The sequence below is a fragment of the Echinicola soli genome, from assembly GCF_006575665.1.
In the GTDB taxonomy this organism is placed as follows: domain Bacteria; phylum Bacteroidota; class Bacteroidia; order Cytophagales; family Cyclobacteriaceae; genus Echinicola; species Echinicola soli.
Window position 1 is genome coordinate 1,119,808 of the sequence record NZ_CP041253.1, and the last position, 14,142, is coordinate 1,133,949.

Annotated in this window: 12 protein-coding genes; 4 read left to right on the top strand and 8 right to left on the bottom strand. The window is 44.2% G+C overall.

Annotation, left to right across the window (positions count from 1 at the left end):
- Positions 1-144: 144 nt before the first annotated feature.
- From uvrA to FKX85_RS04655, 3 genes are all read right to left on the bottom strand, one after another.
- Complete coding sequence (gene uvrA / locus FKX85_RS04645) at positions 145-2,985, bottom strand: excinuclease ABC subunit UvrA (protein WP_141613622.1); 2,841 nt, start codon at positions 2,983-2,985, stop codon at positions 145-147.
- A gap of 377 nt (positions 2,986-3,362) precedes the next feature.
- Positions 3,363-5,042 (bottom strand): DUF748 domain-containing protein, encoded by a 1,680-nt coding sequence (locus FKX85_RS04650; protein WP_141613623.1) that lies wholly within the window; start codon positions 5,040-5,042, stop codon positions 3,363-3,365.
- A 100-nt stretch (positions 5,043-5,142) separates the two neighbouring features.
- Complete coding sequence (locus tag FKX85_RS04655) at positions 5,143-5,466, bottom strand: Rieske (2Fe-2S) protein (protein WP_141613624.1); 324 nt, start codon at positions 5,464-5,466, stop codon at positions 5,143-5,145.
- Positions 5,467-5,673: 207 nt separating this feature from the next.
- Between FKX85_RS04655 and FKX85_RS04660 the strand changes: the two genes are divergently transcribed.
- Entirely contained in the window at positions 5,674-6,432 is a 759-nt protein-coding gene (locus FKX85_RS04660; RefSeq protein ID WP_141613625.1) for a hypothetical protein, read from the top strand.
- Positions 6,433-6,489: 57 nt separating this feature from the next.
- On the opposite strand, the gene FKX85_RS04665 is transcribed toward FKX85_RS04660, so the two are convergent.
- Positions 6,490-7,245 carry a TerC family protein gene (locus tag FKX85_RS04665; protein ID WP_141613626.1) on the bottom strand — a complete coding sequence of 252 codons (756 nt, stop codon included), beginning with the start codon at positions 7,243-7,245 and terminating at the stop codon, positions 6,490-6,492.
- Between the two features lie 223 nt (positions 7,246-7,468).
- Between FKX85_RS04665 and FKX85_RS04670 the strand changes: the two genes are divergently transcribed.
- Positions 7,469-7,981: an FKBP-type peptidyl-prolyl cis-trans isomerase gene (locus FKX85_RS04670; protein WP_141613627.1), complete on the top strand. Its 513-nt coding sequence runs from the start codon at positions 7,469-7,471 to the stop codon at positions 7,979-7,981.
- Between the two features lie 258 nt (positions 7,982-8,239).
- On the opposite strand, the gene FKX85_RS04675 is transcribed toward FKX85_RS04670, so the two are convergent.
- Both FKX85_RS04675 and FKX85_RS04680 read right to left on the bottom strand, forming a co-directional pair.
- Positions 8,240-8,545 (bottom strand): hypothetical protein, encoded by a 306-nt coding sequence (locus tag FKX85_RS04675; protein ID WP_141613628.1) that lies wholly within the window; start codon positions 8,543-8,545, stop codon positions 8,240-8,242.
- A 115-nt stretch (positions 8,546-8,660) separates the two neighbouring features.
- Positions 8,661-9,332 (bottom strand): carboxypeptidase-like regulatory domain-containing protein, encoded by a 672-nt coding sequence (locus FKX85_RS04680; protein WP_141613629.1) that lies wholly within the window; start codon positions 9,330-9,332, stop codon positions 8,661-8,663.
- Between the two features lie 207 nt (positions 9,333-9,539).
- On the opposite strand from FKX85_RS04680, the gene FKX85_RS04685 reads away from it, so the two are divergent.
- Positions 9,540-11,012 (top strand): sulfatase, encoded by a 1,473-nt coding sequence (locus tag FKX85_RS04685; RefSeq protein WP_141613630.1) that lies wholly within the window; start codon positions 9,540-9,542, stop codon positions 11,010-11,012.
- A gap of 207 nt (positions 11,013-11,219) precedes the next feature.
- On the opposite strand, the gene FKX85_RS04690 is transcribed toward FKX85_RS04685, so the two are convergent.
- Positions 11,220-12,152, bottom strand: a complete 933-nt coding sequence (locus FKX85_RS04690; protein WP_141613631.1) for a DUF6263 family protein — start codon at positions 12,150-12,152, stop codon at positions 11,220-11,222.
- 129 nt (positions 12,153-12,281) lie between these two features.
- Positions 12,282-12,797: a DinB family protein gene (locus tag FKX85_RS04695; protein ID WP_141613632.1), complete on the bottom strand. Its 516-nt coding sequence runs from the start codon at positions 12,795-12,797 to the stop codon at positions 12,282-12,284.
- Positions 12,798-12,864: 67 nt separating this feature from the next.
- On the opposite strand from FKX85_RS04695, the gene FKX85_RS04700 reads away from it, so the two are divergent.
- On the top strand, positions 12,865-14,091 hold the full coding sequence (locus FKX85_RS04700) for a CehA/McbA family metallohydrolase domain-containing protein (protein WP_229239765.1): 1,227 nt from the start codon (positions 12,865-12,867) through the stop codon (positions 14,089-14,091).
- Positions 14,092-14,142: the final 51 nt, after the last annotated feature.

Below are 14,142 nucleotides of genomic sequence, written 5' to 3' on the forward strand. Positions count from 1 at the left end.
TAAGGAAGTCTTCGGATGTAGGCAGTGATTTTTTATCAGTGGATACAACCATTGCTGAAAGGGCATATCCAATGTATTGAAAACCTTAGAGGCCACCACTCCCTTCGGATCTGCTCGGGGCGTGGTGGGTATGGAAATGACAGTCTATGATTTGCTCGGCGATAACTCCATCCGCAGGAACTTCGCCGTGTAGCTTGACGGATGTTTGGCGACAGCTTCAGGTATTCCTTGGGCAAGGATCTGCCCACCTTTGTTCCCGCCTTCTGGGCCCAGGTCGATGATATGATCGGCCACTTTGATAACATCCATGTTATGTTCGATGATCAGCACGGTGTTGCCTTTGTCCACCAGCCTGTTTAAGACTTCCAGCAGGTGCTCGATATCTTTGAAGTGCAAACCTGTAGTAGGTTCATCAAGGATGTAAAAGGTCTTTCCTGTATCTTTCTTGGAAAGCTCAGTGGCCAGCTTCACCCGCTGGGCCTCGCCTCCGGAAAGGGTGGTAGCATGCTGTCCGAGGGTAATATAACCAAGACCGACATCGTTTAACGTTTGGATTTTTCTGAGTATTTTAGGCTGTTTTTCGAAAAACTCCACCGCTTGCTCCACTGTCATGTCCAGGACATCAGAAATGGATTTGCCCTTAAACCTGACTTCCAGGGTTTCCCTGTTATAGCGTTTGCCCTTGCAGGTCTCACAGGGGATATGCACATCCGGAAGAAAGTCCATTTCAATAAGCTTCATCCCTGCTCCTTCACAGTCTTCACATCTACCGCCCTTGACATTGAAGCTAAACCTGCCAGGCTTGTAGCCACGGATTTTTGCTTCCGGCAACTCTGTAAACAGTGCTCGAATATCGGTAAATACACCGGTGTAAGTGGCAGGATTTGATCGTGGTGTCCTGCCAATGGGTGACTGGTCTACTTCAATCACCTTATCGAGATGCTCCAACCCTTCTATGCTGCCATATGACAAAGGCGTCCTCCTGGAACGGTAAAAATGCCGGTTAAGCAGCGGGAACAAGGTCTCGTGGATCAAGGAACTCTTACCACTTCCTGATACACCGGTCACACAGATCATACTTCCCAATGGCAGCTCCAGGTCTACATTTTTCAGGTTATGCCCACTGGCTTGAAGTAACTTCAGGTAATTGCCACTTCCTTTCCTTCTCGCTGTAGGAACAGCAATCTCTTCTTTTCCATTTAAGTAATTTGCTGTAAGGCTATTCTGCTGGAGGATTTCCTTGGGTGTGCCTTTGGCGACGATATGGCCGCCGTGCCTACCTGCGCCCGGGCCTATGTCCACCACATAGTCCGCGTCCAGCATCATGTCCTTATCGTGCTCCACCACCAATACGGAATTGCCCAGGTCGCGGAGGTCCTGAAGGGCTTTGATCAGCTTTACGTTATCGCGTTGGTGAAGGCCGATACTCGGTTCATCCAAAATATACAATACCCCTACCAGCTGGGTACCGATCTGCGTGGCCAACCGGATCCGCTGGGCTTCACCTCCGGAAAGTGTCCGGAGTGGCCTGTTCAGCGAAAGGTAATCCAGCCCAATGTCCAAAAGGAAGCCAATCCGCTTCCGGATTTCTTTCAGGACTTCTTCGCCAATGATCTTTTGCTTTTCGGTAAGCTTATCGTCGATTTGGCCAAACCAGTTGCCAAGCTGCTGGATATCCATCATGGCGAGCTCTCCTATGTGCTTGCCGGCAATCAGAAAGTGAAGTGCCTCTTTTTTCAGCCGGTATCCCTCACAGTCTGGACATCCCCTGGTAGTGGTAAAGTCACTTACCCATTTTTGAATTTTCTCTGATCCTCCTTCCTGCTGTTTTAGGAGAAAGTTTACGATACCTTCGAAAGTAGTGCTCCACTTGGTACCTGGATACTTGACAGAATCCACTTCCACGGTTGTCTTGTCACCATAAAGCAAGACATCCAGGACCTCTTCTTTTAAGTCCTTGATAGGAGTGGACAGACTGGCCTTATGACGCTTGAGAATCGCTTCTATTTTCTTGAAAATCCAGATATCCCGGTATTCACCGATCGGCACTATTCCTCCCCGAGAAATACTCAAATTGGGATCTGGAATGATACTTTCCTTTGTAATCTCTTCAATGACACCTAACCCGTTACAAGTGGGACAGGCTCCATAAGGACTGTTAAAAGAAAAAGTATTCGGTGCTGGCTCATCGTAAGAAAGTCCAGTGGTAGGATCCATCAGGTACTTGGAAAAGTGATGGATACTACCTTCCTCATCCCGCAGCATAATGATGCCCTTTCCGTGCTGTAGGGCAGTCTTTAGGGATTGGGTGATGCGGTAGCGGTCGTCCTCTTCGGCAATAATCCTGTCCACGACGATTTCGATGTCGTGGATTTTGTAGCGGTCCACCTGCATCTTGGGTATCATTTCCATGACCACGCCATCCACGCGGACTTTTGAAAATCCCATCTTTCTGATCTGCTCAAAAAGCTCCCGATAATGTCCTTTACGGCCTTTTACCACGGGTGCAAGGATATAAAGCTTTTTACCGGCAAAGTGCTCTAACAGCTGGTCGATGATCTGATCCTCCGTCTGGCGGATCATTTTTTTGCCAGAAAGATAACTATAAGCTTCCCCTGACCGGGCATACAGCAAACGCATAAAGTCATAAATCTCCGTAACGGTGCCTACCGTGGAGCGGGGATTTTTGCTGGTGGTCTTTTGCTCAATAGAGATCACCGGTGAAAGCCCATTGATCTTATCCACGTCAGGACGCTCCATACCACCAAGAAATGTCCTGGCATAGGCGGAAAAGCTCTCCATATAACGACGCTGCCCTTCGGCATAGATGGTGTCAAATGCCAACGAACTTTTACCACTTCCACTGAGGCCAGTGATGACCACTAGCTGATTCCGGGGAATGGATATATCTATGTTTTTGAGATTGTGCTCACGAGCACCGTAAATCTCTATTTTTTCTTCTACTGCTGCTACTGTTTTTGACATGAAGGGATCGGACCTTTAATTAGGTTTACAATTTCACAAAAATATGGATTATTCACGGAATACCCTTACCGTCTTCTAAAACCGTTTTTGCATCAGAATAGTTTGATTGTAAATTCTTTATTACGGGCGGCCGAGAAAACAATCGTCAAATTGAAAAAATCAACTGTTTTCACGCCTAAATCCCCTAAAGGGGACTTTCCAAAGCTCCCCTTTAGGGGATGGGGTCATTTTGGGGATTGGAATAAAAACCCTCAAATTTCTATTTAAAGACAGTTTTTGATCATATTTGAAATTTAGTCTGACGCCAGTAATTTTTAATAAGAAAAATCGTAATTATAAAGGAAACTTCCAACGCCCATGCGATTCAGACATTGTTATTAGTCCTGCTTTTGGCTTCTTTTTCGTAGGGCTTCTTCATCTTCACCTGTCAGCGTGGATCGCATCCCACTGAGTGTGAGCTTCCACCAGTAGTTAAAAATAAATTTGCTTTGGTCCCGCTTAAAATAGACCACTCCTTTTTTAAGCTCGCCTTTTGGACCGGGATTTTCTGAGCGTATCACCAGCTTATTGGTGAGGAATGAACCGATCTTCTGGAAAATGTTCTGCCCGTCGCCATAGGTTTTTCCACGGATGTCAATGGCCAGGTCATGATATTTCATGATCAACTCCCCGGATCCATCGATGTCATCAGCCGTGATATCAAAAGTCAATTCATCAATCTCACCACTACGGGCTTCCACTTGGGTCGCAGGCCTGAGCATGGGATTGATGGCCGTAAGTTCCATATCACGAATACTTCCATCCATGGTAAACTTCCCTGTGCTGTCTTGTAGGAAATAGGTAACGTTTAAATCGACATTCCCTTTACCCATTATCCTTGCAGTAGCTTCCAAGGTAAGCTCATTGTGCATTTCGAGCATTTCTGGAACATTGGTGATGTTCATGATTTTTGCGTTGATCTGGTCAAAAAATATGGTGCCTGCCTTTGGGCCCTCATTATCGGGACGCTCTTCATAAGAAACATATCCGTTCTCCAACTGGATCAAATCCACATGAAGGTCTTTGGGAATACTACTGATGATTTCGTTGATCATTTTTGGCCTTTTCCGCGTGTCATCGGGCTTTCTTTTGTCCCTGAAGACATTGATCACCATGTCCGAGATCATTAATTTTTCGGACTCAATCAGGTTTTTGCGGAAGTAGGCATCATAGTTCATATTGACCAGCTTGACCTTTCCCTCCACCAATTCTATCCAATCGGTTTCCTTCGTAAAACTCCTTGTATAGGCATACTTATCCAGCTTGTTGTCCAGCTGGACATGCTGTACTTCCAGGGATTTTTTTCCTTTGTCAAACTGGATTTCCTCCGCATGGAGGACATTGCGGTAATTATTAAAATGGATAAATGATTGCGCGATCCTTCCATTAATTTCCTCCACAGAAAACAAGGCGTCAGGTTCCTCAAGGTCCTTTTTGGTAAGGTTAAAATTCGTAGCGACCACATTAAGGTCCTCTAGCTCAAGCCGGGCAGAATCGGTTACTACATCCCTGTTTTCGATCGAAAAGTCACTGATGTCAATATGGGCCACTTGGATGGATTTATAATCTTTGCCAGACGTTGGTTGGCGCTGTTGTTTATCTTTAAGCTCCAGCGAATCCAGTGAAGGCGATCGGGAGCTGATGCGGACATGTCTGAGCTCTGCAGAATCGAGAACGATCGAGTTGTTTAGCCATAGACTCTTCCATAAAAATCCCGAAAGCAATATCCTTTCGGCGAGCAGATTGATCTTTACATTGCTTTCAGCGACATCTTCTGCAGGAAAGATGGCTACCGAATCCAGCTCCAAATAGGTACCTCTGTAATCGTAATCCAACTTGATATTTCCGAACTTCACTTGATGACCGCTAAAATCATTGGTCCGGGTGATCAGGTCACTGACTATCCTGTCAGCATTCTTGTTCAGGTACAGGTTTACCAAAAAAGGCACCCCCTCCAATACAAAAACAATGACGAGCACCACTATTCCCAAAAAAATTAGCCACTTTTTATTTTTCATATATCTTCTCTAAATAATACAATCAATATAACTAAAAATTGGCGGTTTTGTTCATTTTTTGAACAGAATATGGTAGAAAAACACTTACCTATCGCGCTGACTACACATAAATTTCCAGGCCTTCTTCCGTCAATGCACTTTTGTAAACTTTCAAGTCTCCACAGCTGCCTCCTGAAGCCAACATTCCCGTCTTCAAATCAAAACGGTAAGCATGCAACGGGCAAATGATCTCCCCCTGACCATTAATATGGCCATCTTTCAGCATGGCTCCTCGATGGGGACAGTGTTGCTCAAAGGCGTAAACACTTTCTCCCGAGCGTACCACGCACACCTTTTTGGCTCCTAGCTGCGTCACTTTGATCTTACCTTCTGGTAACATGCCTTTTACATCGTCTTTGGATTTGCCCAATGTGAATTTTCCCATAATGCCCCATTTACTTTTCCTAATTGTACTGATAGTTCACCTTCCTACCTGAAAGATCTCCCCTTTAAATTAAAATTACGCGTAATCCCGCCAATAATCAGCCTCATCATCTCACCATTTGTATAAAAAGTATCAAACTTTTCCAAAACAGGAAAGGGTACTAGTGGATTTTTGTAAATTAGTGGAACAACGAAAAAGTCCCTACTCATGAAAAATCTATGCTTAATTCCTTTACTGTTATTGGTGTTCAATGTTTTTGGACAGGACCTGGAAGGTGCCTGGAAATTAACTTACCTAAATGGTGACAAGGTCACTGAAGAAGAAAGTGTCAAGATCTTCCAGGATGGTTATTTTGCCTTTGGCACAAAAAAGGCCGATACCACCAATCACTTCATCGGTGCGGGAGGGGGTACTTACGCATTAGAGGGCGAGCAGGCGTATTCGGAGACGTTTGATTTTTACACCACTGATCCCGAAAAGGTAGGCACTTCCGTAGGTTATAACCTGGACTTCGTGGATGCCAAAATGGTGCTTTCCTACACTAAGAAAGGCCATAACGTAATCGAGATTTGGGAAAAAATCTCCGACAGGGATGATGAGTTAAATGGTACTTGGGTGATCACAGGCCGCAAAAGGGACGGGGAGCTGCACACCATGACGCCGGGTGCACGACGAACCATCAAAATTCTCGGTGGTGGCCGCTTCCAGTGGATTGCTTTCAATTCCGAGACCAAGGAATTTAGCGGTACCGGAGGTGGTAACTATACCGCCCAAAACGGTAAGTACACAGAATACATCGAATTTTTCAGCAGGGATGATAGCCGCGTGGGCGCCTCCCTTGGATTTGACTATGCGGTGAAGGACGGTGCCTGGCACCACAGCGGGCTTAGCTCCAAGGGTGACCCTATTTATGAAATCTGGTCAAACTACCGGGAAGCCTATCTCGAGAAACAAGAAGAACAATAGCGGATAAGTATGAGTTATATAAGCTTCTGTCTTGATAATACCAAAATGTAAAAAACCTTACTCTTCATCGGACTCCTTTATCCTTGGATGAAGTTCGACAGGTTTTTGGGACGTTTTTTTGCGCATCCGTAAATTCACTAGCTCCACTGCCAAAGAGAAGAATACCGCAAAATAAATATAGCCTTTCGGGACCTCCACATGAAACCCCTCTACCAGCAGCATCACACCTATCAAAATAAGAAAGCTCAGGGCCAAAATCTGGAGCGTCGGATGCTGATTGATAAAAGTACTGATCTTACCCGCAAAGATCATCATGATGATCAGGGAGATGACCACGGCAATAATCATGATGCTTACATGATCCACTAAGCCCACTGCTGTAAGGATGCTGTCAAAGGAAAAAATCAAGTCGAGCAGTAGAATCTGGACGATTACGTTTCCAAATGATGCGCTTGTTTTAGCCTTTACCTCTTCCGCTTCGCCTTCCATTTTATGGTGGATCTCCATAGTAGATTTGAAAAGAAGAAACAATCCTCCTCCTGCCAATATCAAGTCCCTGCCACTAAATCCATGGTCAAAAACCGTAAAAAGCGGCGTTGTAAACTGAATGATATAGGATATCCCCAGCAACAGTCCTATCCTGAAAAACATGGCCAGTAGCAGGCCCAGATTTCTGGCCTTTGGCTGCTGATGTTCGGGAAGTTTATTAGAGACAATAGAGATAAAAATGATATTGTCCACCCCCAGTACAATTTCCAAAAAGGTAAGTGTCAGCAAGGCTATCCACGTTTCACTCTGCAAGAATATTTCCATAACGCAAAAGGTAAATTTTTGCATGAATTTACCAAAGGTTTTGATTTCTTGGTCATCGGTGAAAATAATTTTTAATATTTTTGAGGACCTGAAGGTCATCAAAGTCCCTCTTAGTAATATCATTAATTAAAAACACATTGGAGCATAGACACTTAGGCTTATTTACTACACTATGTATCTAACGATACCTGGTGTGGTTCTCCAAGTATACATCACTAAAATCATGATTGCAGAAAAGAACAAAGTAGTTAGCGTGGCCTATGAACTTCATGTAGATGATGGTGAAAATGGCAAGGAATTCAAGGAAAAGGTCACAAAAGAGCAAGCCTTTGCATTCTTATTTGGGGCTGGCAATACCTTACCGGCATTGGAAGAAGTCATTGCCGGCAAGAAAGTAGGGGATACCTTCGAAGTATTTATAGATTTTGAAAATGCGTATGGTGACTATGACGAAAGCAAAGTCGCCATCGTTCCAACATCCAACTTCAAAGAAGACGGCAAGAAAAATAAAGCGTTATTGAAAGTGGGCAGGGTCATCCCGATGCAAGATGATCAGGGGAACCACCTTCGCGGAGAAATCACTAAAGTTGATTATAAAGGCGTCCACATGGATTTCAATTCTCCTTTGGCAGGATATGACCTGTACTTCACGGGAGAAATTGTGGGCATTCGGGATGCTGATCCAGAAGAAATTGACCATGGTCATGTCCATGGCCCAGGTGGGCACCAGCACTGATCAGCTAATTTAAGCCAGGCACCAGATCCAGCATGGTGCCTGGTGTTTTTCTGTTTGGACACGGACATTATTACGGCACAAGCAGAAATGTGGGGGATTTGTGGTTGGTTCCTATAAAACACAGTTGGCGCAGATTATTAAGGTTTGCAATGATTTTTTTTATGGAGCATACACTCCCATTGCTACATTAAAGAGAAATGCGCTTATCTAAACCACCTTGAAACCTCTCATCCACCAGAATTATTGCTTGAACCTGTATTACGCATGGGAGCGAGCGTCAAATTCCCTGTTGACTACTTTGCGCAGGTATTTTAGCACAAAAAACACCACTACACTGGCCATGAAAAGTACCAAAAGCACTATTCCCGCAAAAAACGTTTCTACTAGATCTACATGACCAGGCGCTTCTACTAATTCCAAGACCATATTGATCATAGCATGGCCATTAAACGCCATGATGCTCAGCCACAGAAATAGCCCACCGAAAAAAGCCGCTGTTACTTGCAGAATACTTACAAAAATCCCCGACAATTCTATTATCGGATCCTTAATGATAGGAGTCATGATCAAATTTTTTGATGTCGACAAGCCGACATTGCTACACTTCTCAAAAATTTCACTTGCATAAATTTAACGATAATCAATTAAATTCTGTATAAATAATGCTGTTATATTGGCCTTATTCTATCTTCACTGAATCTGATTCCAAGGGATTTTTCCAAAGTGGCCGGGTTTTGCCTGGATCTACCGGATCCCGGGACAGGTTCGGCATTTGGCCTTTACCACTAAACAAGCGCTTGAACGTCGATATTAAGCCCATGGATGGATTACTGGAAAATAACGTAACACCACCTTCCTGATTGATGTTCTTTAACAGCATATCGTAGCTGCTATAATCATGAAAGTAACTTAGGTCTTTGATTATCATGATCATATTGACATTGCGCTGCATCATATTCATTTCCATAGCATGATCAGCCGTGGTATTCAAGATGGCCTCCTTAAACGTCTGCTCAGAAGGCATCCCGGTTACTTCAAACTCACGCATCTCCAAGGTTCTTTCTTCCAATTGGATCAACTGAAACTGGTTATCGTCGCCATTGGCCACCATGGTGAGCGGCTGGTAAGTTAGATGAACGAAAGTGAGCGAATCTCCCACCTTGGCCCTAATGGTAAACTTCCCGTGATCATCGGTAGATATCCGCTCAAGTGAACTGCTGATCCTCACCACCGAAACAGGTTCCAAGGTAGATTTGTCCACCACTTTTCCCGTGATCTCTTTTTCCTCTTGTGCCACCGCCCAAATAGGCAAAAATAATAATAAAAAGAATACAGTAGAAGATTTTCCCATAGTAAGCTTATCCAGAACTCACCGGCAATCTATAGGATAGTTTTGATGAAAAGCAGCATTTAATTTTATTTAACAGCCTGATTAACAATAATTAATAATTTTCAAAAAGAGATACTATTTTCGCATTAATTGAAATTAATGGAAAGCATGCTTTCAATAATAGGGACTGGCCAATATCTTTGGCCAATTCACCTAGAGTAACTATTTATGAGAAACCTGATCCATGTTTTGTTTTTTGCCCTTGTCGTTTCTTTTTCCTTTTCTTGTAAAGAAGAACCCAGGACTCCGCCTAACATTCTATTTATTGCCGTGGATGATCTACGACCTGAGTTGGGCTGCTATGGAAAGTCCTATGTCCATTCCCCCAATTTGGACCAGCTGGCAGCCGAGAGCAGTTTGTTTGAAAACCACTATGTGACCGTGCCCACCTGCGGGGCTTCTCGCTATAATCTGATCACTGGTCAACTTCCCAAAAATCCCGGTGACCTTAGCAATCAAGCCTCCGTCTCCAATATTGCGAATAAGCCTGCGGGGGAACGGCCTACCACCTTCATGCAAGAGCTAAAGCAAAATGGCTATTACACCGTGGGAATCGGAAAAATCTCCCATCATCCGGATGGTTATGTCTATGGCTATCATGAACCAAAAAGTGATAAAATCGAATTGCCCGGCAGCTGGGATGAAATGCTGCTCAAGGCGGGCAAATGGGGCACCGGACATAATGCCTTTTTTGGCTACGCCGACGGTACCAACCGCAACGGTATGGCAAAGGAAGTAAAGCCCTATGAAGCAGGAGAAGTAGGTGATGATGGATACCCAGATGGACTTACAGCAGAGCTGGCCATCGAAAAGCTAAAATCACTAAAGCAACAGGATAAGCCCTTCTTCTTGGGAGTGGGCTTTTTCAAACCACACTTGCCCTTCACTGCCCCCAAAGGCTATTGGGATTTATATGATGAAGAGAACATTCCACTGGCACCATTTGCCGAAATCCCAGAAAACAGCTCCAAGGCCAGTTTACAGAACAGTGGAGAGCTAAACCAATACAAGCTCGGGGAAGAAAAACCCCATTTGGACAGAGTCGCCTCTGATGCTTATGCCAGAAAGCTGCGACATGGCTATTTGGCCGCAGTAAGTTATATCGATGCGCAAATAGGAAAGTTATTGGATGAACTTGAGGAACAGGAATTGGCCGAAAACACCATTGTGGTGGTGTGGGGGGATCACGGCTGGCATTTGGGAGACCAAAAAACCTGGGGCAAACATACTGTCTTCGACAATGCCCTGCACAGTGTACTGATGATCAAACGTCCAGGGGAAAGTGGCCAGCGCATATCGCAGGTCGTAAGCACCACAGATATCTACCCGACTATCATGGAACTCACAAATGTACCTTCCCAAGCGACCTTGGATGGAGAAAGCATGGTGTCCCTTATGGAAAATCCAGCGGCAAAGCATTGGAGGAATACTGCCTACAGCTACTTCAGAAGGGGAATTTCCTTGCGAACACCACAGTATAGATTGACCAAATATTTCCGCGACCAGCCACCGGCCATGGAGCTATACAATCATCAAAACGACCCTTACGAAAGTAAAAACGTGGCCAATGAGAAGCCAAAAGTTGTGAAGCAGCTTATGCCCATCTGGAAAAAAGGCAATACAGGGATTTTTAAGGAATAAGTGAAAGATTAGGCCATTCGGCTACACTCAGGGACCATCATTGTTCATTGCTTTGTGGCGGTGACTCGATACAGCTGTTCTTGTCCTTTGCTCCAAAACAATCCCACCTAACCTCCCCTACAAGGAGAGGAACATTCTGTCTCAATGCTCACGTCTCATATCTAACATATTGCTACTTAATTCTTTGTGCTATAATTACATTATGGCTCAGTCAGTCACCTTGGTTTTCATATTGATTTCCATGGGCATGGACATACCATCAGGAAGCTGTTCGTTCTTTTCGATTTCTACAAAGCCCTCCATAGTCTGGTCCAGATCAATGGTCTTGATCCAGCCTGTTTTGGCATCCAGCGTAATGGTGGCGTTTAAGGTTCCGCCCATGTCATACGTCATAGGAAATGGCATTAATGCTGGATCTACTTTTTCACTCTGGGCCATTTTGGTATTGCCATTGGCTTTCAAATAATACTGGTCACCTTCCTTTTTCACATAAGTATAGGTAATTTGGTGATCGGCATCCACCCCGTTCATGGAAGAAGTGATCGCAACATCCCAGGTATCTCCTGGCTCGACCTTGTTCTCCGGAAAAACCGGGCTGGTAAGCTGTAGATTTCCCAGCATGCCATTTTTGCCAAAATTCTGCTTCATTTGGGACTTGACCTTGTCCAGTTGGTCATCTTCATGCTCTCCTGCAATCTCGTCAACAGCTGAAGAAAAAGCCTGCTCCATTCCAGTTACTTCAAGGATTTTACCTTTTTTGCTCATCTTAATTCTAAAAGGCTTTTCAGCCATTCTTCCAAACATCTTGCTGAGCGGATTGCTGCCTTCTTTGTCCGCATCCTCAGAGCTGAAAGCCATGTTCATCATGGGCATTTTCATTTCCATTCCCATCTTGTCAAACTTGGCTTCCATCAGGTAAGATTCATTATCTACCTCGAGGACTTTTAGCGACATATCGCCCACAATATTCATATCAATATCGATGTTGTTCCCACCAAACTCTTGACTAATGTGAGATGCCATCGTCGATTTTTGGTAATAGGTTTCGCCTTCCGCCAAATCCAGTCGTAGTAGGACTTTTTTGGATTGGCAAGAAGCCATCAAGGCGCATATAAGCAGTAAAAGGCTTAGATTTTTCATAAAGGTCAAAAATGATATCAATTAAAAATTATTTATGCCAATTTAAGCATTCTTTTTCCGCTGCGGCAGGCCTTTACCGACTTTCTATAGTATTGCCATGAAATTCAGGAGCCGCTACGTTGATTACTTTTAGCGTTCATTTTTTTTGTTCAGATCCATTCCTGCATAAAATCCCAGGTCTTTTCTTCGAAGGATTTTGGTCCAAAAGGCGATTTGTCCGGTGTGGTAGGAAAAATGCTCCACAGCATGGATAATATTTCCAATACCTGAGTAGTGATAGCCCTGGACGGTATATTTACTTTCCAAGCTGTTTTGATCCAGGCTTTGCAATAAATCCGTGCATTGGTTAACCGTGGTATTCAATTTATCTATCAATGCTTGTTTGTCCATGGTCTTACTGGCACTAAACTCTGCGTCCCGGTCACGCTTGTCTTCGACTTTTCCAAGGGAGGACAGCAAGTACTGTGTCAGGTTTCCGCATAGGTGTAAGACCAAGTTCCCCATGCTGTTAGAGGATTCGTTTGGCTTTTCCCATATTTCATCTTCTGACAACCACTCCAGGCAACTTAAAATTTTGGAATTGTTTTCCTCCAAACGAAATACGGAATGCTTGATCGTCTCTTTTACTAATATGTTATTTTGCATGGTTTGTGATTTTTTAAGTTGTTTAAACTATTATTTTATAGTAGCTTATATTCTGTTCTCATAAACGATGTATCACATTAGGATCACCAAAGTCATGCGAAAGTTATCGCTTCTCATTTGTTTTTTGCTTTTAGTGTTTTCATGTACCGAAAAAACATCCAAGACCAAAGAAAAACAATGGTACAAAGGCAACCTACATACCCACAGTTACTGGAGTGATGGTGACGATTACCCTGAAATGATCATGGACTGGTATAAGTCACACGACTATGATTTTATTGTCCTTTCTGATCACAATGTACTGGCAAAAGGTGAGAAGTGGAAACTGATCCCAAAGTCTCCTGTACACAAAAAGGCCTTTGATAAGTATTTGGCAAAATATGGAGAAGAATGGGTAGAGCACAGGGAAGATTCTACTGGGCGAAAAGAAGTGCGGCTAAAAACCCTGGAAGAGTACAGGACGATTTTTGAGGAAGAAGGGGAATTTCTCATTATCCAATCCGAAGAGATCAGTGACAGTTATGACAAGAAACCGCTTCACATGAATGTCACCAATATCCAAAAAATGATCGAGCCGCAAGGAGGTAATTCTGTTGCAGAAGTCCTGCAAAACAACCTGGACAAGGTAAAAGAACAGCGGGAAATCACCGGTGTGCCGATGTTTATGCATATTAATCACCCCAACTTTGTCTGGGCCATCACCCCGGAGGACATCATCCAGCTGGATGGTGAGCGTTTTTTTGAAGTGTACAATGGCCATCCGCTGGTCCACAATTACGGGGATTCACTGCGCCCCAGTATGGAAGCACTGTGGGACAAGGTCCAGGCGGCTTATCTACAGGCCGGCAAGCCACCACTCTATGGATTGGCAGTCGATGACGCACACAATTACCATGTGTTTAATGAAAACAGCAGTAATCCCGGCAGGGGCTGGGTCATGGTAAAAGCCAAAGACCTCTCGCCAAGCTCACTGATCGAAGCCATGGAAGCAGGGCAGTTTTATGCCTCCACCGGCGTTACCTTGCAGGACATCCACTTTGATGGTAAAGAGCTGACGGTATCAGTGTCCGAAGAAGAAGGTGTTGATTATGCCATCCAGTTTTTTGGTACCAAAAAATCATCTCCTGAAAGGAGCGGGGAGCTACTGCACGAAATAAATGGTGCCGAAGCCACCTATAGGTTACAGGAAGATGACATGTATGTCAGGGCAAAAGTGATTTCATCCAAGACCAAGGAAAACCCCTACCAAACCGGTGACAAAGAGGTGGCCTGGACGCAGCCGGTGTTGAAATAAGTTTATTTTAGCGTTATAGTAGAGTTGTTTTTATGGAACGCTGAGCACGCA

Coding starts and splice junctions, on each gene's coding strand:
- FKX85_RS04695 (WP_141613632.1), bottom strand. CDS start 12,797: ATGCAAAATAACATATTAGTAAAAGAGACGATCAAGCATTCCGTATTT.
- FKX85_RS04680 (WP_141613629.1), bottom strand. CDS start 9,332: ATGGGAAAATCTTCTACTGTATTCTTTTTATTATTATTTTTGCCTATT.
- FKX85_RS04660 (WP_141613625.1), top strand. CDS start 5,674: ATGAAAAATCTATGCTTAATTCCTTTACTGTTATTGGTGTTCAATGTT.
- FKX85_RS04700 (WP_229239765.1), top strand. CDS start 12,865: ATGTATCACATTAGGATCACCAAAGTCATGCGAAAGTTATCGCTTCTC.
- FKX85_RS04670 (WP_141613627.1), top strand. CDS start 7,469: ATGATTGCAGAAAAGAACAAAGTAGTTAGCGTGGCCTATGAACTTCAT.
- FKX85_RS04675 (WP_141613628.1), bottom strand. CDS start 8,545: ATGACTCCTATCATTAAGGATCCGATAATAGAATTGTCGGGGATTTTT.
- FKX85_RS04655 (WP_141613624.1), bottom strand. CDS start 5,466: ATGGGAAAATTCACATTGGGCAAATCCAAAGACGATGTAAAAGGCATG.
- uvrA (WP_141613622.1), bottom strand. CDS start 2,985: ATGTCAAAAACAGTAGCAGCAGTAGAAGAAAAAATAGAGATTTACGGT.
- FKX85_RS04685 (WP_141613630.1), top strand. CDS start 9,540: ATGAGAAACCTGATCCATGTTTTGTTTTTTGCCCTTGTCGTTTCTTTT.
- FKX85_RS04650 (WP_141613623.1), bottom strand. CDS start 5,042: ATGAAAAATAAAAAGTGGCTAATTTTTTTGGGAATAGTGGTGCTCGTC.
- FKX85_RS04665 (WP_141613626.1), bottom strand. CDS start 7,245: ATGGAAATATTCTTGCAGAGTGAAACGTGGATAGCCTTGCTGACACTT.
- FKX85_RS04690 (WP_141613631.1), bottom strand. CDS start 12,152: ATGAAAAATCTAAGCCTTTTACTGCTTATATGCGCCTTGATGGCTTCT.